This window comes from Desulfosporomusa polytropa, from assembly GCF_055380075.1.
Genome location: NZ_AP042400.1, coordinates 4,992,022 through 5,011,387, shown reverse-complemented (window position 1 = coordinate 5,011,387; position 19,366 = coordinate 4,992,022). Strand labels below are relative to the sequence as shown.

34 protein-coding genes are annotated in these 19,366 nt (G+C 42.4%); 8 read left to right on the top strand and 26 right to left on the bottom strand.

The window, feature by feature from the left end:
* Nucleotides 1–21: 21 nt before the first annotated feature.
* From ACZ449_RS25250 to ACZ449_RS25200, 11 genes are all read right to left on the bottom strand, one after another.
* Complete coding sequence (locus ACZ449_RS25250; protein WP_464258786.1) at nucleotides 22–780, bottom strand: ParA family protein; 759 nt, start codon at nucleotides 778–780, stop codon at nucleotides 22–24.
* Complete coding sequence (locus tag ACZ449_RS25245; RefSeq protein WP_464258785.1) at nucleotides 780–1,328, bottom strand: hypothetical protein; 549 nt, start codon at nucleotides 1,326–1,328, stop codon at nucleotides 780–782. Before ACZ449_RS25245 ends, ACZ449_RS25250 begins: the two co-directional genes overlap by 1 nt.
* Before the next feature lie 10 nt (nucleotides 1,329–1,338).
* Entirely contained in the window at nucleotides 1,339–2,322 is a 984-nt protein-coding gene (locus ACZ449_RS25240; protein WP_464258784.1) for a DUF3102 domain-containing protein, read from the bottom strand.
* A gap of 19 nt (nucleotides 2,323–2,341) precedes the next feature.
* Complete coding sequence (locus ACZ449_RS25235) at nucleotides 2,342–3,919, bottom strand: PcfJ domain-containing protein (RefSeq protein WP_464258783.1); 1,578 nt, start codon at nucleotides 3,917–3,919, stop codon at nucleotides 2,342–2,344.
* Between the two features lie 4 nt (nucleotides 3,920–3,923).
* A complete protein-coding gene (locus tag ACZ449_RS25230) occupies nucleotides 3,924–4,250 on the bottom strand; it encodes a hypothetical protein (RefSeq protein ID WP_464258782.1) in 327 nt (108 codons plus the stop codon).
* Between the two features lie 112 nt (nucleotides 4,251–4,362).
* Nucleotides 4,363–4,758, bottom strand: a complete 396-nt coding sequence (locus ACZ449_RS25225) for a single-stranded DNA-binding protein (RefSeq protein ID WP_464258781.1) — start codon at nucleotides 4,756–4,758, stop codon at nucleotides 4,363–4,365.
* Nucleotides 4,755–5,012, bottom strand: coding sequence for a hypothetical protein (locus tag ACZ449_RS25220; RefSeq protein ID WP_464258780.1), 258 nt, complete (start codon nucleotides 5,010–5,012; stop codon nucleotides 4,755–4,757). Before ACZ449_RS25220 ends, ACZ449_RS25225 begins: the two co-directional genes overlap by 4 nt.
* Nucleotides 5,013–5,023: 11 nt before the next feature.
* Nucleotides 5,024–5,281 carry a hypothetical protein gene (locus ACZ449_RS25215; RefSeq protein WP_464258779.1) on the bottom strand — a complete coding sequence of 86 codons (258 nt, stop codon included), beginning with the start codon at nucleotides 5,279–5,281 and terminating at the stop codon, nucleotides 5,024–5,026.
* A 208-nt stretch (nucleotides 5,282–5,489) separates the two neighbouring features.
* Nucleotides 5,490–6,242: a rolling circle replication-associated protein gene (locus ACZ449_RS25210; protein WP_464258778.1), complete on the bottom strand. Its 753-nt coding sequence runs from the start codon at nucleotides 6,240–6,242 to the stop codon at nucleotides 5,490–5,492.
* Nucleotides 6,243–6,565: 323 nt separating this feature from the next.
* On the bottom strand, nucleotides 6,566–6,712 hold the full coding sequence (locus tag ACZ449_RS25205; RefSeq protein WP_464258777.1) for a hypothetical protein: 147 nt from the start codon (nucleotides 6,710–6,712) through the stop codon (nucleotides 6,566–6,568).
* Nucleotides 6,713–6,849: 137 nt separating this feature from the next.
* Nucleotides 6,850–7,014, bottom strand: coding sequence for a hypothetical protein (locus tag ACZ449_RS25200; protein ID WP_464258776.1), 165 nt, complete (start codon nucleotides 7,012–7,014; stop codon nucleotides 6,850–6,852).
* Between the two features lie 84 nt (nucleotides 7,015–7,098).
* On the opposite strand from ACZ449_RS25200, the gene ACZ449_RS25195 reads away from it, so the two are divergent.
* The gene (locus ACZ449_RS25195; protein ID WP_464258775.1) at nucleotides 7,099–7,269 is read left to right on the top strand and encodes a hypothetical protein; all 171 of its coding nucleotides are present in this window, start codon (nucleotides 7,099–7,101) and stop codon (nucleotides 7,267–7,269) included.
* A 12-nt stretch (nucleotides 7,270–7,281) separates the two neighbouring features.
* Here the strand turns inward: ACZ449_RS25195 and ACZ449_RS25190 are convergent, their stop codons facing one another.
* The 3 genes from ACZ449_RS25190 to ACZ449_RS25180 all read right to left on the bottom strand — a co-directional run bounded on the left by ACZ449_RS25190 (nucleotide 7,282) and on the right by ACZ449_RS25180 (nucleotide 8,494).
* Nucleotides 7,282–7,440 carry a hypothetical protein gene (locus tag ACZ449_RS25190; RefSeq protein ID WP_464258774.1) on the bottom strand — a complete coding sequence of 53 codons (159 nt, stop codon included), beginning with the start codon at nucleotides 7,438–7,440 and terminating at the stop codon, nucleotides 7,282–7,284.
* Nucleotides 7,441–7,535: 95 nt separating this feature from the next.
* The gene (locus ACZ449_RS25185; RefSeq protein WP_464258773.1) at nucleotides 7,536–8,156 is read right to left on the bottom strand and encodes a hypothetical protein; all 621 of its coding nucleotides are present in this window, start codon (nucleotides 8,154–8,156) and stop codon (nucleotides 7,536–7,538) included.
* A gap of 140 nt (nucleotides 8,157–8,296) precedes the next feature.
* Entirely contained in the window at nucleotides 8,297–8,494 is a 198-nt protein-coding gene (locus tag ACZ449_RS25180; RefSeq protein ID WP_464258772.1) for a hypothetical protein, read from the bottom strand.
* 91 nt (nucleotides 8,495–8,585) lie between these two features.
* Between ACZ449_RS25180 and ACZ449_RS25175 the strand changes: the two genes are divergently transcribed.
* The 3 genes from ACZ449_RS25175 to ACZ449_RS25165 all read left to right on the top strand — a co-directional run bounded on the left by ACZ449_RS25175 (nucleotide 8,586) and on the right by ACZ449_RS25165 (nucleotide 9,377).
* Nucleotides 8,586–8,777 carry a hypothetical protein gene (locus tag ACZ449_RS25175; protein WP_464258771.1) on the top strand — a complete coding sequence of 64 codons (192 nt, stop codon included), beginning with the start codon at nucleotides 8,586–8,588 and terminating at the stop codon, nucleotides 8,775–8,777.
* A 119-nt stretch (nucleotides 8,778–8,896) separates the two neighbouring features.
* Nucleotides 8,897–9,070: a hypothetical protein gene (locus tag ACZ449_RS25170; protein WP_464258770.1), complete on the top strand. Its 174-nt coding sequence runs from the start codon at nucleotides 8,897–8,899 to the stop codon at nucleotides 9,068–9,070.
* Nucleotides 9,071–9,212: 142 nt separating this feature from the next.
* The gene (locus ACZ449_RS25165) at nucleotides 9,213–9,377 is read left to right on the top strand and encodes a hypothetical protein (RefSeq protein WP_464258769.1); all 165 of its coding nucleotides are present in this window, start codon (nucleotides 9,213–9,215) and stop codon (nucleotides 9,375–9,377) included.
* Here the strand turns inward: ACZ449_RS25165 and ACZ449_RS25160 are convergent, their stop codons facing one another.
* Entirely contained in the window at nucleotides 9,378–9,650 is a 273-nt protein-coding gene (locus tag ACZ449_RS25160) for a hypothetical protein (protein WP_464258768.1), read from the bottom strand.
* Nucleotides 9,651–9,664: 14 nt separating this feature from the next.
* Nucleotides 9,665–9,883 carry a helix-turn-helix domain-containing protein gene (locus ACZ449_RS25155; protein WP_464258767.1) on the bottom strand — a complete coding sequence of 73 codons (219 nt, stop codon included), beginning with the start codon at nucleotides 9,881–9,883 and terminating at the stop codon, nucleotides 9,665–9,667.
* A gap of 159 nt (nucleotides 9,884–10,042) precedes the next feature.
* On the opposite strand from ACZ449_RS25155, the gene ACZ449_RS25150 reads away from it, so the two are divergent.
* From ACZ449_RS25150 to ACZ449_RS25135, 4 genes are all read left to right on the top strand, one after another.
* Nucleotides 10,043–10,411 (top strand): helix-turn-helix domain-containing protein, encoded by a 369-nt coding sequence (locus tag ACZ449_RS25150; RefSeq protein WP_464258766.1) that lies wholly within the window; start codon nucleotides 10,043–10,045, stop codon nucleotides 10,409–10,411.
* 70 nt (nucleotides 10,412–10,481) lie between these two features.
* A complete protein-coding gene (locus ACZ449_RS25145; RefSeq protein ID WP_464258765.1) occupies nucleotides 10,482–11,012 on the top strand; it encodes an SWIM zinc finger family protein in 531 nt (176 codons plus the stop codon).
* A 32-nt stretch (nucleotides 11,013–11,044) separates the two neighbouring features.
* Nucleotides 11,045–11,350: a hypothetical protein gene (locus ACZ449_RS25140; protein ID WP_464258764.1), complete on the top strand. Its 306-nt coding sequence runs from the start codon at nucleotides 11,045–11,047 to the stop codon at nucleotides 11,348–11,350.
* Between the two features lie 120 nt (nucleotides 11,351–11,470).
* Nucleotides 11,471–12,493, top strand: a complete 1,023-nt coding sequence (locus ACZ449_RS25135; protein ID WP_464258763.1) for a tyrosine-type recombinase/integrase — start codon at nucleotides 11,471–11,473, stop codon at nucleotides 12,491–12,493.
* 123 nt (nucleotides 12,494–12,616) lie between these two features.
* Here the strand turns inward: ACZ449_RS25135 and rpsI are convergent, their stop codons facing one another.
* The 10 genes from rpsI to rpsK form a co-directional block, all read right to left on the bottom strand.
* On the bottom strand, nucleotides 12,617–13,009 hold the full coding sequence (gene rpsI, locus ACZ449_RS25130; protein WP_464258762.1) for a 30S ribosomal protein S9: 393 nt from the start codon (nucleotides 13,007–13,009) through the stop codon (nucleotides 12,617–12,619).
* A gap of 23 nt (nucleotides 13,010–13,032) precedes the next feature.
* Nucleotides 13,033–13,470 carry a 50S ribosomal protein L13 gene (gene rplM / locus ACZ449_RS25125; RefSeq protein ID WP_464258761.1) on the bottom strand — a complete coding sequence of 146 codons (438 nt, stop codon included), beginning with the start codon at nucleotides 13,468–13,470 and terminating at the stop codon, nucleotides 13,033–13,035.
* Nucleotides 13,471–13,649: 179 nt separating this feature from the next.
* The gene (truA, locus tag ACZ449_RS25120) at nucleotides 13,650–14,387 is read right to left on the bottom strand and encodes a tRNA pseudouridine(38-40) synthase TruA (protein WP_464258760.1); all 738 of its coding nucleotides are present in this window, start codon (nucleotides 14,385–14,387) and stop codon (nucleotides 13,650–13,652) included.
* Entirely contained in the window at nucleotides 14,384–15,193 is an 810-nt protein-coding gene (locus ACZ449_RS25115) for an energy-coupling factor transporter transmembrane component T family protein (RefSeq protein WP_464258759.1), read from the bottom strand. Before ACZ449_RS25115 ends, truA begins: the two co-directional genes overlap by 4 nt.
* Nucleotides 15,183–16,052 carry an energy-coupling factor transporter ATPase gene (locus ACZ449_RS25110; RefSeq protein ID WP_464258758.1) on the bottom strand — a complete coding sequence of 290 codons (870 nt, stop codon included), beginning with the start codon at nucleotides 16,050–16,052 and terminating at the stop codon, nucleotides 15,183–15,185. Before ACZ449_RS25110 ends, ACZ449_RS25115 begins: the two co-directional genes overlap by 11 nt.
* Nucleotides 16,043–16,873: an energy-coupling factor transporter ATPase gene (locus ACZ449_RS25105; protein ID WP_464258757.1), complete on the bottom strand. Its 831-nt coding sequence runs from the start codon at nucleotides 16,871–16,873 to the stop codon at nucleotides 16,043–16,045. Before ACZ449_RS25105 ends, ACZ449_RS25110 begins: the two co-directional genes overlap by 10 nt.
* Before the next feature lie 65 nt (nucleotides 16,874–16,938).
* Nucleotides 16,939–17,277, bottom strand: a complete 339-nt coding sequence (rplQ, locus tag ACZ449_RS25100; protein ID WP_464258756.1) for a 50S ribosomal protein L17 — start codon at nucleotides 17,275–17,277, stop codon at nucleotides 16,939–16,941.
* Between the two features lie 15 nt (nucleotides 17,278–17,292).
* Nucleotides 17,293–18,252 carry a DNA-directed RNA polymerase subunit alpha gene (locus ACZ449_RS25095; RefSeq protein ID WP_464258755.1) on the bottom strand — a complete coding sequence of 320 codons (960 nt, stop codon included), beginning with the start codon at nucleotides 18,250–18,252 and terminating at the stop codon, nucleotides 17,293–17,295.
* A 64-nt stretch (nucleotides 18,253–18,316) separates the two neighbouring features.
* On the bottom strand, nucleotides 18,317–18,949 hold the full coding sequence (gene rpsD / locus ACZ449_RS25090; protein WP_464258754.1) for a 30S ribosomal protein S4: 633 nt from the start codon (nucleotides 18,947–18,949) through the stop codon (nucleotides 18,317–18,319).
* Between the two features lie 24 nt (nucleotides 18,950–18,973).
* Complete coding sequence (gene rpsK / locus ACZ449_RS25085; protein WP_464258753.1) at nucleotides 18,974–19,366, bottom strand: 30S ribosomal protein S11; 393 nt, start codon at nucleotides 19,364–19,366, stop codon at nucleotides 18,974–18,976.

Sequence of the window (19,366 nt, the reverse complement as noted above, 5' to 3'; positions counted from 1 at the left end):
TTCCCGCCCCCTGTTTTGTGCTCAGAGTGAGCACAAATTATTTTCTATATATTCTTTGGCCCATAGGCGATAGTCAACCGCCGCGCCGCTGCGCAATGAGTTTTCCGTTATTGGCTGTCCGGCAAATGTCGCCCGGCGTACTGTGTCACTTTCGCGGATATGAGTATCGAACACAGGATAGGTGTCCTGTTCTTGCATTTGCCTGGTAACTTCTCGGGAAATTTCGTCGTTTTTATAGCGAGTAACTAGGCAGCCATCGAAGTATAGTCGTGGATTGACTCGCCTTGCCCTTTCGATATCTCTCATGATTTTGTCTAATCCCCAAAAACCAAAGGTATCTATGCATATTGGCACAATTACTTCGTCACTGGCCACCAGGGCGTTATCGGTTCCGATCCCCAAGGCAGGGGCATTGTCGATAATGCAGATATCGTATTCGTTTTCTATTTCGATTAATATCCCCCGCAGCGCCAATTCCCCGCCCGGTATATCTAGTTCAGTCCAGGCGGCTTTTAAATCCTCACACGCAGGTATAATGTCTAGGTTTTCATACTTGGTATGGTGGATTGCTTCCCGAAGATTCGCGGCACCAAAAATAACATGCGCTATTGTTTGTTCGTCTTCTTCAACCGCAAAAAAACGGCTTAGATTAGACTGCGGATCGCAATCAATTAATATAACACGCTTATTGAAATGCTGGCTAAATTCATAGCCAAGGTTTATTGTGGTTGTTGTTTTGCCAACTCCGCCTTTGTTGTTGATTATGGATATGGTTTTCATTATTTTTCCTCCCATTTTTCGTGTTCTGTATTCATGCTTGGCAATCTTAATATCCAGGTGTTATTCTTCCAAACGTTGTCTGTCATTGGTGCAATTACGTGCACACCATCGATTACAGCCATATTGTCCGAAAGCCATAAGTCCTCAGCGTATTGCAGCATTTCCATGCGTTCCTGTTTAATAGCCACATATGTAAAACCATTGGTGTAAAGATAGCAGCTTCGCAATTCTATATGTGTGTTTGCAAGTTTGTTTGTCGGTTCAACTGCGTTAAGCCAATCATTATAGCGTTTTTCCCATCCTGCTATATCAGGATCACGTTCTGATTTAAATAATCCATCTTTCTTTGTCTGTAAATACCATTTCCCTAATGCCGGCACTTCCAATTTGCAGCGCACTGACCAAAACTGTTCTTCTGATAGGCTTAATACAAATTGCCCGGTAAGCAGTAAATTCCCTGAATCACATTTCGCAAGCATAAACTCACCGGCTTGCTTTGCTTGTTTAGCAGCTTTGGCGGTATTTACTAGAAAGATATCGTTAATCATTTCCCGCCCCCTAGAGTTTTGCAGACATTTTACTAAGTAATCCAGATACAGCATTTTTATATTTTTCATGTGCTTCTTGGTCTTCTATTTCTGCCAAAGCTTCGAGAAGGTTTTTGAAGCCGGTGACTAATGTCTCAAAATAAACGCCATATTTGAGGATTGCCGCATTGGTTTGTTTATCGGTTTCTGTTTGCTCGGCCTTTTTCCGCAGCTCATTCAGTTCCTGTTCAATTTCTTCAGGTACTTTTTCAATTATGGCCGGTTCAATGGTAACTGGCTGACTCAGTTTCTCAGTAAGCTCTGCTAATTCCGTATTGGCCTTTTGCAGTTTATCCTCAAGTTCTTTAACTTTATCTGCGCTACCATTTCCAGCCTTTGCTTTATCTTTGGCCTTTTGCAGCTGAGTTTTTATTTTTTCTACTTCCGCTGTGGCATCAGTTCTGGCCTTAGAAAGTTCTGTAGTTAAATTCTTATTGGTTTCCCTTAATTCTTGATTTTCATCTTCTAGGTCGTTAACGGTATCAACCTTTTTGCTGACTTCTTCTAAGGCTGCAGCTAAATTATTTGCCCGATCTGTTTCTGTTTTTAGTTTTTTTACGGCTTCTTGCAGTTCACGGGTAGACATGTCCTCTAAATCATTGGTTTTAATGAACTCTTCGCGTTCTTCTGCTGGTACTCCAAGCAGCGCAACTGCCTGTGTATAACTCAAATTCCCAAGCGCTTGCGATTTTGAATTATCCCCGAAAAGCGGGATTTGATCGGCTCCGTACTCTTCAAAAATCCGCATGAGGTTGTTTGCTGTGCTTTGCGAATAGTCCACAGAGGTTTTTAACCAGTTCCCCCATTCTCCGTGAGCCATTAGGCTTTTGGCTTCGACTAATCTTCGGCCAATTTCAATGCTGCTGCACAGGATTAAGTTTCTGGTTTGGTCTTTAATGCTGTTTATTTCTGTCGCTATTATTGGCAGCGTTCTTGTGGTTGTAAGCTCATTCATGCTGTTTTCTCCTTTCTTTTTAGGCCGGAATCATGATCATGACTTCTTTTTTAGGCTTTTTATGCAATCGTTCTTCTTCAAATGCTTTCATTAAGGCTTTTACTTCTTCCGTGGCCGGGCAATTTTTCATTCCCCGTACTTGTATGATTTTGTCTTTACAAATTTCCAACGTGTAATAAGGCTTGTCTGGTTCTGTTGTTTTCCTGATGAATAAAATATCAGTAGCACCCGCCGCATACTGCTTTGCATACCTACTTACACAGTGGTTTAAATAATTTCCCTCTGCGATTAGTTCCAGGGAGCTTTGTGCAGGCCGGATAAATAATTCTTCGGTGGTAAAGCTATATTTTTTGACTAGTTTTTTCAGGCGAACAGCTATTTTGCGGTTTAGTCCGGCATCTTCTTTTTCTTTTATTTGCATAATGTTATTTTGATGTGCCTGGTAGAGATTTGACGGGAAAAGGTTGCTTTCAATACTGATGTCGCGTCTCAATTTTTCGCATTCGCTGATATAGTCTCGCCAGGTAGTTACTACGGCTGCCGGTCTTTCATAATGCCGCTTGCCTTTAATAAATTGCTTATGGATATATGTAAGCGCCTTTTTCAAGCTGGTGTACCTCACTAATTTCAGTAAATCGTTGAAGCAGTAACCGTAATCATGTTCCATGTCTTTGAGTGCTTCATATGGCATTTTCCCGCCGTTTCTTTCCTTGGCTAATAATTGCATGGTTCGCAATGTCATTGGTGTTGCAAAAATCTTCTCTTTGCGAATATCATTAATTACATTTTTCGGGAGCCGCAACACCTTAGGAAGTGTCTTGCCTCGCCAGTATATTGCGCTATATGTTTGATTACCGTTTAACTTTGCTTTTACAACTTCTTCCATGCCAATCTTCGTCAAATACTCAAAACAAGGATATTGACTATATAAGCCAAGGTATTTGACCATATCTTCACCATACGGTTCTCCAATGTACGATGAATAGCAGCTGTATTGAAATGGAGTTCCAATTACTGCCCGTTCCAAACTCTCCCTTGAATATCCAATATACATACGGGTTCTTCTTTGTGACCACCAGCTGTAATTATCCTTGCGGCTAAATAATGAAAATACCGTCTTATGCTGTTTAAATGCAAATACACCTTTATCCCATTCTTTTAAGAACATTATGCTATTGCCCATTTCAAAGTAATACATAGCCTCAACATGGTACTCTGTCTTTACGTTATGGTATGGCTCTCTATAATCACGTATGGCTTCTATTCCGTAGGCTACAACCACATTTGGATCAATTACCGATTTTTCATAAAAAACAAAGTAGGCGTAATCCCGCATTTTTCCGCGTTTTATCCCGTTGGCTTTAACGATGCACTTCGTTTGGCAACTTGGACAAAATCCTTCATCATTGTGCTTATATCCTCTACTTACGCCGGAAATTTGTCCGCAATGAGTGCAATATCCCACTTTTTCTTTACCCTCACGCCATACGAATAAATATCTGCTATCTTTAAATACTTTATCAGTTGCGTATTCTTCCATTTTCTTGGAAAACTTGTTTGAGAAATGTCTAAAATATTCTTCCATAATTTCAGCCATCCCCCTATAGCAAATCATCTAAGGAAATATCAAAGTCAATTTCCTTGTTTTTATGATTAGCGGCTGGTTGTTGTACTGTTTGAGATATGCCGTAATATTGCAGCACTATGGCAAAAGCTTCCTGATCAGTTAGCACTGCGCAATTTCTTACTTTTTTCTTTTCAGCGATTTTGCGCATTTCATCAAGGCTTTTTGTTATGGTTTTATCTGGATTGCTGATTTTTTCGGCATCTTGTGGGTTGCGGTCCAGATGGTTTAATAAAAATTCTCCAATAACTTGGACATAAGGATCGTTTTGGTTTTTTCTCATTTCTTCTCTAATCTTTTGCATGGAGAATACCTCACTTTCATTTTGAACTTAACTTTTGCGCTTTAGTTATTGTTCGCCCCCGGCGTTTGGGGACGTTAGCTTTTACCGACGCCCCGCCGATTTCCGGTTTCTTTCAGAAGGGGATTTCTTCGTCTGGGTATATGTCTTTGCCTATGCCGTCTATAATGGCGTCAGCTTCTTTATTGCCGGTAGATTGTCTACGCTCTAAAAATTCGATGGACTGCGCTACTACTTCGGCGACGCGACGCTTCTGACCATCATTGGCTTCATAGGAGCGAATCTGCAGCCGACCATCGACCAGCACCCGCTGTCCCTTTGTCAGGTTGTTACCACAGGTTTCGGCCAGTTTTTCCCAGGCCACAATTGGAATGAAATCTGCGTTATTCTGCCCCTGACCGCTACTGAATCGGTTAACGGCCAAATTGAACGAGGCTACAGCCTTGCCACTCTGGGTATATCTCACTTCGGGATCTTGCGCTAGGCGGCCAACGAGTATTACTTTGTTCATCCTTTTATCACCGTCCCGCCTCTTCTGGTAACAACCTTGCTAATCATTGTTCTATCCCGCCATTTACCCCTTACTAGTTCATAGTTGGCAAATGGAATTAGATTTGATTCTTTTGGTTTCTCCCTGTCACTGAAATGGTATTGACGCTTGTCCAAATCCAGAAGAAGTAAAAAAATTTTAATCCCGTTTTGCTGGGCATATTCTTTGGCCGCGCCGCAGGCTGTTCCTTTTGATGGGTATGGTTTACTTAGCATGTTTTTCCTCCTTATATCCAAGTCTCTATAATTTTCGGATCATCTTTCTGGCGTCGAGGTAGACGTACCATATAGCGAGGTATTGCCATTCTTATTTCCGGCAGTGTATCTTTGACTACGGCTATGATGGTTGGCCTCCCAAGTTTAAATAGGCGGGCAACGTATTTACCTTGAAAATCACTAGGACTTTTGAATATTATAATCATTGGCATAACCATTGCTCTTATGTCAGCAGTCATATAGCTGTTAAGGATTATCTGCTCTCCCATTTAACTAGCGCTCCTTTTCTTTTTATTTACACACCTTGGGCAATCGGTATAATAAGGGCTGCCGCTTGGTGTCTTGCAGCATTCGCACATTGCAGATATGGTTCGCCATGTTTCACCGCATACCGTACATTCCATAGCCACCATCGGGTTACTATAGCCGACTACCCGCCCCTGACTATGGCACTTTAAGCAGTAGGTTCTGGATGCCTTACCCGGAATGCACTTCATGGGCTTCATCCTTCCCTGGAATTTTAATCATCCGGTAAAATTGGTATGGATAGCCGGTTATTTCTGAAACGCCGCTACGAATGCTACCTTTTTCAATCACATATCCTTTCTTTGTTTTTGGTTCTTTCTGCCAAGATTGCGCCGAAATAATTCGTTTAGTTATCTTTGGCTGTTCTAGGTTCTTGCTGGCGCACCAGCGCTTTCCGTGTACACTGTCTTCAGTGTTGAATGTTTTACTGGTTTCTTTAATCAAATAGCTGGCTAACTGACCATACTGGCCGCTACTGTCCAAGTATGTGGGGCGCGGCTGGCCGTGGGGCCATATCTCAGTTAAGTGCCTAGTGTCCATGCTGTTTATAATTAGGTGATGGTGTATGGCTTTGCTTTTGTACTCGGTTACGGCTATGTACTTGAGATTTTTTCCACGCTTTTTAAAATGGTTTCGTAATTTTCGAAGAAACTGTTCTAAATCTGCTTTTGCTGTTTCGGGTGTATCTGGCCGATTATCTCGCCGATAGGTCAGCACCAGGTGTATGTCTTGATACCTGAAATTTGTATTTATCAATCTACGAAGATGCGTTTCTGCGTTCCGCTCATTAATTTTCTTTACATCTTCTGGTGTAGGGCTTTTATTGGGACCTCTTGGAATTCTTTTACCGGCGTAACGATACGAATGCTTTTTACTAACTTCTATGGTCTTACCAGCTATTACAATTTCCTCTATGTACGGCAAAGGTCAACTCCCCCTTGTTTATCCGAACATACATTTTTACGCTGGCTATAAATTATTAGATTTTCAATGCATAGAAATTCCCTGACTGCATATGCTAACCATAGATAATTTACGGCTTAGCGTATTATGTCATGTCGGTAAAATAATACCTTTGAACAAGGTAAATAGGCTCCTTAAAAGCCTTGGTTCTGTTGACTTCTTTACTATTATTTGGTAAAATTTAGTTAGGTTGTTTTTAGTAAAGAAGTCCTTTCTAAGAAACGCTTACAACTACTGCAAATAGTTTGTAAGCGTTTTATTTCTTAGAATTGCGATTTCTCTCATTACCTCTGGTCGCTGTTGGTAGCAGCGGCCTTTTCTTTTTGTTCAACTAACAGTTCTATGTCTGCAAGGATAAAATCCATTCGGGCTAATTCCCGCCCGCAAAAGTCACCATTGCAAAGTACTTCTATTATTTGATTGTTATACACAGCTTGTCCCTCCTTGAGGTGTGAAGTCCGGACAACCTTTTATTGGCTGGCAAATTTCTGTATCATTTGGGCATGGATTAGTTTTACATTCTTTGGTGCCGCAACTGGTTGCGCAGCGTCTGCACCAGCAGGTAGGATTAGTCATGTTTAAGCCTCCTCTGGCTATGATTGCGATTGTTTAGGATAAACTGCAGCCGGATTGCACGCCAGTCGCCGAGCTCTCTTGCTGCTATGACTAATGCAGTTACAATGGCCACACTAACACCAGCAATTACGCCTGCGGGAATATACCAAGTTTGCAAATGAATTACGCCTCCTTTCTTACAAATTGTTACAAGGGATTATTTGGATTTTGTCGAAGTACACCCTGAAGGGAGGTGATCGTTATGACTGATACTCATAAATTACGCCAACTAATAAGGAACTTTGAGTTTTATAGCAGTCCGACTTCCGCGAATAGTAATAACCCGGCCACTGTCGGAGATATTAACAAACTGATTAAGAACACTGCCGCTGTCCTTTATTCATTTGTCGAAGAGTTGGAAAAAGGAGATTGATTCACGAAGCCGTCAGTTGCCGCTGGCGGCTTTATCGCGTATTGTCACAACTCCGATTTCTGTCAGTCGGTTGTAGCATTGACTGATTTTTTCTTGAGCTTCAAAAAGTTCTTGGAGAATTTTATCTACCTCTCCTTCCTCAACTTCAATACGAATAATATATGACCTCATCTCTTCACCTCCCCTTTCACGCCCCTGAGCGGCTTTTTTATGCCTCCGATTGACCGCCAGCCTCATTTATGTTAGACTGACGATAGAAATTTGATTTAGTTCTGAAGCCGTCTGCATGCCAGTGCAGGCGGTTTCTCTTTTTCCTCCGATAGATAGCCCCTTTCGGCCATCCGATCAGCTTGCCTTTCCATAATGCTGCGCGCCGATCGACCGTAAAAGTCTTCCATTCTTACCAAAACCATTTGCCCGTAAATAATCATGTCGGATATGCCGTCTTCAAATTCCCGAAGGTTCTTGTCATCTTCTTGATTGAATTCATATCCTTGTCGCCGGTGTCTGATGATCCGTTGGGCCTGCCGTGATAATTGCAGTAGTTGCTCGGCAATCTCTTCGGTATCTTCAATGACCGGCTTTGGATTCTGGTCTGTACCGTCTAAGTATCGGCAATAAAACACATTACCTGGGATCTTTGAAAGTGCTTGCATCCATAACCGCGCCCCGCCGACTGCCTGAATCATTAGCCAGACTTTATCTGCTGGTATATTCCCCCTGCTAAACCATGAGGCAATTGTCCCCGCTGCCGTGTGCATCTTTGAAGCAATTTGTTTGTACGGAATCTGCCGCGTCCGGATCTCAATACTAATCAGGTTTATGATATCGGGGCCAAAGTCAATAAGGTCAATAACACTTGGGTCTACTATCATACTGATATCCACTTTTCACACTTCCTTCATTGCAAAATGCAATATTTTGCCTAATTGAGGATTGCACTTACTTTTCCTATACTGAACACAAGAGGAATTAGTTCTTTACCCCCTCTCAGCCTACTTCCCCCAAGTAGGCACTTTTTTAAAAATTAACCTTTCATCTCTCCGCAAAGCTCAATTCCGACATATTCATGGAACAATTTTGGTGAAATGTAATAATTATACCGATTTCTAACCTTTACGGCTGTGCCAAATGGAAGCAAGCCGCGTTGCAGTCCAACTCTTACGAACTGCTGACACTTTCCCATGACTTCCGCGGCTTCCTTAACGCTGATCTGTGCAGACATGCTATTTCTCCTTTCTCCCTTGGTTGACTTTACAAAAATAGGGTTTAATTCCCTTTCTGTTGAATAGTTACAATTCATGGAGGTGATTACTGTGATTACTGTTAAAGTGTTTGATCTTTTAATAATGGCCCAACAACTTACTGCCGATGGTATCAAATATGTTGATATTAGCGAAATGGAAGCTGATGGCGAAATTCCTAAAGCTCTGCATTTTGAAGGTCATAATTCAGACGGAATTTCTAAGACCGATTATGAAGAAATTGAAGATGTTAATCCTAAATGAACTTGAGATCATTTTGCATGCATATTGCTTTCAATTAGGTACTGCTTTGCAGGCATTTCATTGGTAAATCTTGATTTTATGGTAATGTGTATTCGAATACCTTTCAGGAGGAGCTAATTATGCCTGCAAAAGTCCCCCCTATAACCATCCGGCCCAAAGACAATACTTTAAGCAAAAAACTTAAATATATTGCAGCCCAGAATTACCGTTCTTTGAACAAAGAGGCTGAGCTTATCCTGAGTAAGTATGTAGAAAACTATGAATCGAAGTACGGAGCAATTAAGGTCGATTAGCCATAGCTTTCGGACTAACATCCCTAGTAATCTAACTCCAGTAATTATTGTTCTAACTTGGTTCGCCATAACTTAGGGTATTGCGGATTCAAAGGAAATTACTAGTTGCTATCGAAGTATCACCCTGAAAGGGGGTGGACTTATGGCTCAACTTAATAGCGGTAATGTGATATTCTGCCCGTTTATCAACTCACCGCGCGGTATAGTCGTTACCCACGAAAATGGAAAAGTCGTTGACTATGATTGTGATTATAAAGTCTGCAATCAAACTTGTGATTTGACTAAGCATCAACCAATAAACAAATAGCTACTTTTCTTCTCTCGTTTCCCTCATATCCACAAAATTTTCAACCTTCGGTTTATAGAACCATGACCACGGCTTAGGAAGTAGCGGTACCATCTGTGTTTCGACGTCTAGTGTACATTGGACTTGAAGTGTTAGTATTGGTACCGCGGTTTCTTGTGCGTCATGGTTTATAGAGTACCCTATTACACCAGGAACTTTATTCCCATTAATATAAATCATGGCTCTTGTTCCCTCTGTTTTAATGCTTACATTTGCTAATAACTGTTTGCTCATATACCCGCCCCCTCTCACCCTGTTTTAGAAAGCTCCGGTTCTGTATCTTCCAAAAGATCGTTGACAGTCACGTTAAGAGCAGTAGCAAGTTTATATGCATCAGATAATGTCGGTTCTCCTTGACTGTTTTCCCATCGGCTAATTGTTGTCTGCGGAATACCTGTTTTTTCTGCAATATCGCTTTGAGTCATCCGGGATTTTTTTCTATAAGTTTTCATTATATCTGCTAACATTTTTCGGTTTCACCTCCATGTATTATATAACCGAATTCGGTTTATAATAATAATATAACTGTGTATGGTTACATTGTCAACCCGTTTTCGGTTAGATTGCAAAAGTTTTTTCGCCGTGCGATAATTAAATTAACCAAAAATGGGTATAAGGTGGTTTTTATGTTTGATGTTGCTGCAAGAATTAAAGCTTTATGTCTTATTCACAAAATTGATAGCATCTATGAATTAGCAAAAATAACTAACATACGCCAATCGACGTTGCAAAATATCGTATCCGGCAATATCAAAAGCCCTAAATCCGATACTATTGAAAAAATTTGCATTGGATTAGGTATTACTTTGGCAGACTTTTTTACAGAAGAATCTTCTACCGCCCTTGTTCAATCAAGTGATGCTGTTTCTTCTGTTGATTTAACCCTTGCCCGAAAAATAAAAAATCTCGCACCAGATAAGCGCGAGATCGTTGAAACAGTTATTAAAATTGATGAAGCTTCCAAAAGCGAACAGTCTGCAACAATGGGGAAGTAAAGATTTTTACCCAGGGATGTTAGAATAGCACTAAAACTCAAGAATAATTTTATGAAAAGAGATGTTTTTTTTGAGTGAATTTTGGAATGATACTATTTTGAATGCTCAGCTTAAAACTATGGCAAAAATAGATCGTGCTAAAAAAGTTAATTTAAGTAAAGTTAATTTTGAAAATAAAACAGCCTTTATTGAGGAAAAAGATTATAATATTTCTCTTGATCATTGTACCTGTTATGATTTCGAGGCAAATCTTATTCCCTGTAAACATATGTATAAATTAGCTATCGATCTCGAATTAATGCCTGATTATGTTGATTTAAGTTTAGTTAAATTTAAAAAAGACATTCCTTTACTGATAAATTCGCTGACCGGCGCAGAATCCGAAAAATTATTAGACATCTTATCTATTTTTTATAATCAAGATAAGCCGCAACCTATTTTTTTACCTTCAGATGATTTATCTGTGTGTGGCTTAATTTTGAAAAAAGCAATATTACCTCTTGATGTTAAACATAGTTCAATGAGTAATTGGTTTTTAATTGTTCCTAACGAAAAAAGTATAAAAATTATTCCAGATATTATCACCGCATTAAAAATATAATCTTGTTAGCGAAAAGGAAGTGAGTGCTATTTATGAATGAAGAAAAATTTGACCGTCTTGAAAAAATAATGGAACAACTTATTAAAATGGTCGGCAGCAATAATGCTGTTACTGAAGAACTTCGCCAACGAATGGACAACCTTGAAACAAAGATGGATTCAGGCTTCGAGGAGCTTACTGCTATGGTCAATATGCTTGGTGAAAAAACTGAAGCCATCGACAATAAAATTGCTACCATTTTAGCCACTCAAACCACCCAGGGAGAATCCATCAATATACTGGCTATGCGCCAACTGCAAATCGAAGCGGAAGTTGCGGCTCTCAAGAAAGCCAAATAAATGGAGAATGAGTATGGAAGAGTTATCGACACATACATTCGCCAAGCAAAATAATTAGTCAAAAGCCAGCACCGCTAATAAGGTACTGGCTTTCCCATTCTCACAGAAAGGAGTTTACCTATGCGCAACCCTAACGGATACGGATCAGTCTTTAAACTCAGTGGCAACCGTCGCAAGCCCTTTGTCGCACGTAAGACAGTAGGGTTTAATGATAAAGGCCACCCGATATATGAGCCTATTGGTTACTATGCCGATCGCAAAGAAGCAATGATGGCCCTGGCAGCTTATAATCTATCTCCTTATGATCTTGCAGGCCGAAAGCTTACCTTTTCTGATCTGTATGATTTATTCGTTGAACAGAAATACACCGACAATGATAAAAAGATCAAAAACGGCTATGCCGCTGCCTATAAAGCCTGTAGCAATATTCATGATGTACTCTTTTCTGATTTAAGAACTACCCATTTACAAAAGGAAATCAATGACTGGAATATAGGCTATCCGTCCAAAAAGAATATGCGCATTCTTTTTAATTTCCTCTATAAGTTTGCGATGCAAAATGACCTTGTTGATAAAAATTATGCTTCTTTTATTGAACTTTTCCAGCCTGACGAAGACACTGAACAAATACATAAACCATTTACCACCGAAGAACTTGCTACCCTTTGGGAAAATGCTGCTGATCGGTCTGCACAGTATGTTTTGATTTATTGTTATAGCGGACTGCGCCCCACAGAATTAGTTAAAATCAAAACTGTTGACGTACACTTAGAAGAGCGTTACATGGTAGGCGGCATTAAAAACCGTACCAGTAAAAACCGGGCTATCCCGATTGCTGAAAAGATTTATCCATTCATTTCCGCAATGTATAACCCTGATAATGAATACCTGCTTACTGATTTTGACGGTCCACTCTCTTATGACAAGCTGATCTGGCGATATTGGAAGTCGCTCATGACGAAACTAGACATGGACCACCTCCCGCATGATGGCCGTCATACCTGCGCTACACTACTCGATAATAGTGATGCAAATAAAACGGTAATAAAAAAAATTCTCGGTCATGCCGGACTTGGCACAACCGAGAAAGTCTACACTCACAAGACAATTCAACAGCTCGTTGAAACGATAAATCTCATCTAATCTGTTACTAGCGTGTTACTAGTTTGTTACTAGTAACCTTGTTTTTAGGTATTTTTAGCTGTTCTTAGATATAAGAAAACCCGCGAGATACTTGCATCTCGCGGGTTTTGCATTTCGTGAAAATTATCGTTTTGAGAACTGAGAAGCTTTACGCGCTTTTTTGAGGCCGTATTTACGACGCTCTTTTTCGCGTGGGTCACGAGTTAAGAGACCTGCTTTTTTCAGTGGTAGACGGAATTCGCCATCAACCTTTAACAGCGCACGAGCGATGCCGTGACGAACTGCGCCAGCTTGACCTGATACTCCGCCCCCCTCAACCTTGGCCAAAACATCATATTTACCAACAGTATCAGTGATGTTAAGCGGCTGGGTAACGATAAGTTCAAGGGTTTTTAAACCAAAATATTCGTCTAGTGGACGTTTGTTGACGATGATTTTGCCTTCTCCCGGAACCAGACGAACTCTGGCAACCGAGGTTTTTCTGCGACCTGTGCCGTAGTAAGTAACCAATGCCATATATATGTTCCTCCTTTCCGGTATTACCTAATATTAAGTTCCAGCACTTCCGGCTGTTGCGCGGAATGCGGATGATTCGGACCAGCGTAAACGTTAAGTTTACGATACATTTGACGCCCAAGGCTGTTTTTTGGCAGCATGCCTTTAACGGCCGCTTCAACAACACGCTCAGGTTTAGTAGCTAACATTTTGCCAGCAGTAGTGAAGGTAGTGCCACCCGGATAACCGGAATGACGGAAATACGTTTTTTGCTCCAGTTTTTTACCAGTTAATACAATTTTATCAGCATTAACCACAATTACATGGTCGCCGGTATCAACATTTGGAGTAAAGATTGGTTTATTTTTGCCGCGAAGAACTTTCGCGACTTCAACGGCCAAACGACCAAGGGTTTGACCCTCAGCATCGACAACATACCACTTGCGCTCGATGTTGGCCGGGTTTGCCATAAAAGTTTTCATTGTCTATCCTCCTCGTGAAAGCTAAAGGACTATAAATATCCAAAAACGCACTATGATTATTAACCTTGAATTCCGGGGCTAATGGAAGTCATGGCAAAATTCTCATAAAGCTATTGTAATAAATTAGTCAGCTAATGTCAAGCGTTATACCTTGCCACGCAAAAAATATTTTGGACAACTTAATACTTAACTTCCACCAAATACAAACCTTGTGGCGGTGCGGTCATGCCGGCGGCATGGCGGTCGCGCCCCTCAAGTATTGTCGCAAAGCCTGCCGGAGTTAAGCGACGCTGACCGACTTTGACAAGGGTTCCCACTAAGTTACGGACCATATGATAGAGGAAACCTGTACCCCAGAATTCGAACTCAATCAAGGAGTTACCTGCACTACGGCACTGGGCAGCGATTATGGTGCGCACCGGGCTTACAGGTGCCCCCCCAGTAGCCCGAAAAGCCGAAAAATCATGAGTTCCCACAACAACTTGTGCTGCTTCGTGCATTAAGGCTACGTCAAGCGGTAGCGGAAAATGCCAGGCATAATTACGCTCAAATGGGTTAGCTATTCGCGTATTTACTAGCCGGTAGCGATAAACTTTACTTTTTGCGGAACAACGGGCATGAAATTCGGCGGTCTCTTCTGAGGCCGCAACAACAACAATATCATCTGGCAATAAGCCCCTGGTCGCCAGCGGGATACGCTCTGCCGGTATTGTGCCTTGGGTGAAGAAGTTGACAACCTGATAATAGGCATGCACCCCCGCATCAGTACGAGCTGAGCCGTTAATAGTAAGCGGATGTCCAAAGATTTTTTGCAAGCGCTCTTCCACTAGCTGTTGAATGGTCATGGCATTGGCTTGGCGTTGGAACCCATGGTAGGCATTTCCGTCATAAGCGAGGACAAGCTTAATGTTTCTCATATCGCTAGTTTATATGCCTTGACAGTTAGCAGTACCGCAATCAATACTATCAGAATGACAGCTGCCATTATATCTGGCGTACCCATTTTTAGTTCTTTCATCCGGGTACGATTTTCGCCACCCCGATAGCACCTGGCCTCCATTGCCACAGCTAGTTCATCTGCCCGTCGAAAAGCACTGATAAATAATGGTACTAGTAAAGGTACCATGTTTTTGGCTCGTTTCAAGATGTTGCCTGAAGAAAAATCTGCACCTCGCGCCATCTGGGCTTTCATAATTCGGTCTGCCTCTTCCAGCAATGTCGGAATAAACCGAAGCGCAATGGTCATCATCATCGCCAGTTCGTGTGCCGGCACACCTAATCGCCGGAAGGGATTTAGCAGCCTTTCAATGCCATCAGTGAGCGCAATTGGTGAGGTGGTAAAGGTTAATAGCGAGGATACCGCAATTAAGAGCACCAAGCGCAACGACATAAGTATGCCCATCCGCATGCCCTCTTGTGTCACCGTTAGCGGACCCAGGTTATATAGTACTGTACCTGGGGTACTAAATACGTGAATAGCCAACGTCAATAGAATGATGATCCATAACGGCTTAATTGACCGCAGTACCATGCGTATGGAAATCCCTGATATTCCTACAACCATAACTGCAAAGGCCATAAGTATAGCATAAGCCAGATAATCTTCTGCCAGAAATATCGTACTAATATATGTAATTACACCCAGTATCTTGGTACGGGGATCAAGTAGATGGATAGGCGATTTACCAGGGAAATATTGGCCTAATGTAATATCAGTGAGCATTTTTTCGCCCCCTGACAGCTTGATAGATTTCCTGAGCTGCAGCTTCAGGCGTCATCGCGTCATTACTAATAGCCAACCCTTTAGCTCTAATTTTATCAATAAGTGCTGTAATCGGCGGTACATCAACTCCGGCCTCTTGGAGTCTTTCACGACCACTGCTGAAAATTTCTTTAGGTGGCCCATCAAGACTAATCTGGCCGTTATTCATAACCAGCACACGACTGGCAAAACGAGCAATGTCTTCCATATTATGAGATACAAGAATGACGGTAATTCCTGTTTTTTGATGTAGTTTCACAATTTGGCCAAAAATTTCATCACGCCCACAAGGATCAAGTCCGGCAGCCGGTTCGTCCAGCGCGAGATAGGCAGGTTCGAGGGCAATTACTCCGGCGATGGCTACCCGTCGCATTTGTCCACCGCTTAGGTTGAAGGGCGACCGATCTTTGAAGGCCTCAAAGTCAAGCCCGACAAACTCCATAGCTCGCCGGATACGACTGTCAATTTGGTCTTCCGACAGACCCAGGTTCTTAGGGCCAAAGGCAATATCCTGATAAATCGTTTCTTCAAACAGTTGATGCTCCGGATACTGAAATACCATGCCGACCTGTCGCCTAGCTGCTCGTGCAGTCTGACTTTTCAGCTTTAGGTCAATGCCGTCAATAGTTACTTGGCCAGATGTCGGCGCAATCAGACCATTCATATGTTGTACCAATGTAGATTTACCTGAACCAGTATGACCGATTATGCCAACAAATTCCCCTTTATTTATCACGAGATTTATATTTTGTAAGGCTGTTCGCTGGTAGGGAGTTTCTGGCATATAGGTATAAGTAACGTTATCAAACATTATGGACATAACGCCACCACCAGTTGCTCATCATTTATTATGTTTGGACTAAGTTCTAACCCTTGTTTTCTTAAATAAGCGGCAATCTCCGCCGCTGGTGGGACATCTAAGCCCATCGCCTTGAGACGTTCAACCTGACAGAAAATCGCAGCAGGTGTTCCCTCCATGGAAATTTTCCCCTGCTCCATTACCACTACCCGCTGAGCGGCGACGGCTTCTTCCATGAAGTGAGTGATATAAATAACGGTGATCCCTTCCTTATTTAACCGGCATACGGTATCCAAAACTTCCTTACGACCACGGGGATCAAGCATGGCTGTTGGCTCATCAAGCACCAGACACTTGGGTCGCATAGCCAGCACACCCGCAATCGCCACTCGCTGTTTCTGACCGCCGGAAAGCAAATGAGGACCATGATGGCGGTATTCCTCCATGTTGACAAGTGCCAGTGCTTCCGTGACTCGCCTGGCAATTTCCAGAGGGGCTACACCTAAGTTTTCCGGACCAAAGGCAACGTCTTCTTCCACAATTGCAGCGACTATCTGATTATCCGGATTTTGAAATACCATCCCTATTTGCTGACGGATCTCCCACACCTTCTCGGCATTAGCTGTGTCGATACCGGTTATAAGACATTTGCCACCTGTCGGTAATATGAGAGCATTAAGATGCTTGGCCAAGGTTGATTTACCTGAGCCATTGGTCCCAATAATAGCGACAAATTCTCCTTGATTAATCGTCAGGTTAATATCAGTAAGCGCAACTACCTCCTGGTCATCATAACCGGGATAGGTGTGACGCAAATTTTCTATTTTAATAAGTTCTCCCATATGAGGCTACTGCACCCCCGTAAGAATAAAGGCGACCCGCTGGGCCGCCTTGTCTTGTTTACTTGTTATACTAACTCAATAATCGCCATCGGAGCAGCATCGCCCCGGCGCGGTCCCAGTTTCATTATCCGGGTATAACCGCCATGACGTTCGGCATATTTAGGAGCAATTTCGTCAAACAGCTTTTTAACTACTTCTTCGTCGTAGAGGCTTGATAACACTTGGCGGCGAGCATGCAAGTCGCCCCGCTTAGCCAAAGTAATCATTTTATCGGCGAGGCCGCTGATTTCTTTTGCTTTAGCTTCCGTTGTCTCAATACGCTCATATGCAAAGAAGGAAGTTAACATACTGCGAAATAACGCTTTACGTGCACTAGTGTCCCGTCCTAACTTTCTGTAGGCCACAACTCTTCCCTCCCTTTACTCTTCAAGTTCTGCGAGTGCCAGACCCATTTCAATGATTTTTTTCTTAACTTCTTCCAGTGACTTGCGTCCCAAATTGCGAACTTTCATCATATCATCTTCGCTCTTTTGCACAAGCTCAGCCACTGTGTTAATTCCGGCCCGTTTCAAACAGTTGTACGAACGTACTGAGAGATCCAGGTCTTCAATGGTCATTTCCATGGTCCTGTTTTTACCCTCGGCAGGTTCTTCAGAAACTAAATCCTGATCCTCATCTTCTTCTGGAGGTTCTCCGGCAATATTTTGAAACAATTTCAGGTGCGACACCATAATTCCAGCAGCTTTGCTAACCGCTTCTTCAGGACGCATACTGCCGTCTGTCCATACTTCTAATGTCAGTTTGTCATAATTAGTTACATTACCAACACGTGTATCAGTAACATTATAATTGACGCGTACAATAGGTGAGAAGATGGAATCAATAGGAATAATCCCGATTACATGGTCGGGTTTTTTATTTTTGTCAGCCGGTATATAGCCTTTGCCTTTTTCAACCATGATTTCCATGCGGAGTTGACCGCCGGCACCTACTGTCGCTAAATGGAGTTCAGGGTTTAAAATATCAATGTCGGCATCGGCTATGATATCGCCTGCTGTGACTTCGCCTTCTTCAAGCGCTTCAATAAGTAACACTTTAGGCTCATCACTATACATTTTAATACACAATTCTTTTAGGTTCAGAATAATGTCGGTGACGTCCTCCCGAACACCAGGAACAGTAGCAAATTCATGAAGCACACCATCAATTTTCACTGAGGTTACAGCGCCACCCGGTAAAGATGATAAGAGTACCCGCCGTAAACTGTTGCCCAGCGTAATGCCAAAGCCACGGTCAAGCGGTTCCCATACAAATTTTCCATAGCGGTAATCTTCACTTATTTCTACTATTTCGATCTTCGGTTTTTCGATTTCAATCATCCGGAAAAACCCTCCTCATTTGGCCAAACTCTTACATTACGCCATCGCCACGGTTGAGGGCAGATTATCTTGAATACAACTCTACGATGAGATGCTCCTGGATAGGAATATCAATTTCCTCCCGGGTGGGGTAGCGCATAACTTTACCGCTCATATCGGCAGCCGTAAGTTCGATCCAAGCTGGAGCTTGCTTATGACCAATCGATTCAGCGATTTTTTTCATAATAGGTGATTCTTTGCTTGTTTCCCGAGCGGCAACAACATCATCGGCTTTTACCAGAAAAGATGGAATGTTTACGCGGCGGCCATTTACATTAAATAAGCCGTGACGTACCATTTGTCTTGCCTGGTTGCGGCTTTCGGCCAGCCCCATACGGAAAACAACATTGTCAAGTCTTCTTTCCAGCATAACCAAAAGGTTTTCGCCGGTAATGCCTTTTTGACGTTCCGCTTTTTCAAAGTAATTCCGGAACTGACGCTCAAGCACGCCATAGATACGGCGGGTTTTTTGCTTTTCCCGGAGCTGAATGCCATACTCAGAAACTTTTTTACGGGTTTGCCCTGCGCCATGTTGGCCAGGAGCAAAGCTGCGCACGGTAAAGGCGCATTTATCGCTATAGCATCTGTCGCCTTTGAGGTATAATTTTGAACCCTCGCGGCGGCATAATCTACAAACAGGACCTGTATATTTTGCCATTCTTACCAAACACCTCCCAATTCCTTAAACTCTTCTTCTTTTTGGCGGACGGCATCCATTGTGCGGAATGGGTGTTACGTCTTTTATTGCATTAACTTCAAGGCCTGCAGCCTGGAGTGAACGGATGGCGGCTTCTCGGCCGGCACCAGGACCTTTTACAAATACTTCGATTTGTTTAAGGCCATGTTCCATGGCAGCTTTGGCAGCGGTTTCAGCAGCCATTTGCGCAGCAAATGGGGTGCTTTTCCGTGAACCTCTAAAGCCCAGTCCACCGGCGCTCGCCCAGGAAATGGCATTGCCTCTGGTATCGGTGATGGTAACGATGGTGTTGTTGAAAGTCGAACGGATATGAGCAACACCATGTTCTATATTTTTACGTTCTTTACGTTTTGTTCTAACAACTTTTTTTTGTGCCAA